At 44.6% G+C, this 989-nt stretch carries 1 protein-coding gene; it reads right to left on the bottom strand.

Features of this window, described 5'->3' with window-relative positions; all coding sequences use genetic code 11:
• Positions 1-893 (bottom strand): ISL3 family transposase (locus tag AB4263_RS22155; protein WP_372098914.1); only part of this gene is annotated, 893 nt, incomplete at its 3' end.
• Positions 894-989: the final 96 nt, after the last annotated feature.

Here is a 989-nt window from a genome sequence, read left to right as displayed (position 1 = left end):
ATATAAGTGGTCATTAAGTCCTTATTGATATTCAATATTTCTGTAAGATAGCTGTCTTGCCGTGGATTTAAGTTGCCTCTATTTTTCAACAACACCCAGCGTGAGCGCTTGACCCATTGCCTCGCTTTTTTATCTTGCTTGAGCTTGTTGGCTTGGTCGACTCTGACTCTATCCATGACCTCACGACCGAACTTAGCGACAACATGGAATAAGTCGTAAACGATTTTTGCGTTCGGGCAATGCGCTTGAACTTCAAGGTCAAAAGCCGTATTCATGTCCATCGCGACCGCTTCGATATTATTGCCATGCTTGCCTAACAGCTCGAAGAACGGTCGTATGTCCTTGCGGCTACGGCCTAACCCTATCCAAATAACTTGGTGAGTCTTAGCGTCAGCGATGACCGTGGCATACCGATGTCCTTTAAAGATAGCGAACTCATCCATGACGAGTTGCCTTAGCCCCTCCCATTTCACTGACGGTACCACTTGGCGAAGTCGGCGTTTATCTATCTCTTTAATGGTGTGCCAATGTACGCTTGTTAACTGGGAGATATGCTTAATGGGAAGAAGAGGCAGCAGTTGTTCTATATAACTTTTTAAGCGCTTCGTGATGCGAGCATAAGGCTCTAGCCAAGATAGAGACTCTGTTTTTATGCCGCAGTCACGACACTTGATTCTTCGTGTTTGAACGGAAAGTTCAACAGGAACACCGAGCAACATGGCCTCTTTTACATGACGCCATTGATACTCATGAATAGCCTCGGCCTCGAGACCACAAAGGCACTTAGCCTCAGAGTTAGGTTTAAGAGTCAGGGTAATAAGTGATGCTGTCTGGTGAGACTTTACTATTTGAAAGCCTTCCCAGAATGAAGATAGGAAAGTATGATTCGGCATGAAAACGGTAGTTTGTGTATGATTTTTGTTTGGCGACTAAACCATATCACTTACTACCGTTTTTGTTTTTAGTTCCCGCTAATCCGCGATGAACCT

This window comes from Vibrio sp. 10N.261.55.C5, assembly GCF_041470505.1.
GTDB classification, from domain to species: domain Bacteria; phylum Pseudomonadota; class Gammaproteobacteria; order Enterobacterales; family Vibrionaceae; genus Vibrio; species Vibrio crassostreae_C.
Note: the sequence above shows the minus strand (reverse complement) of the source record. Positions and strands in the feature narration are given on the sequence as shown.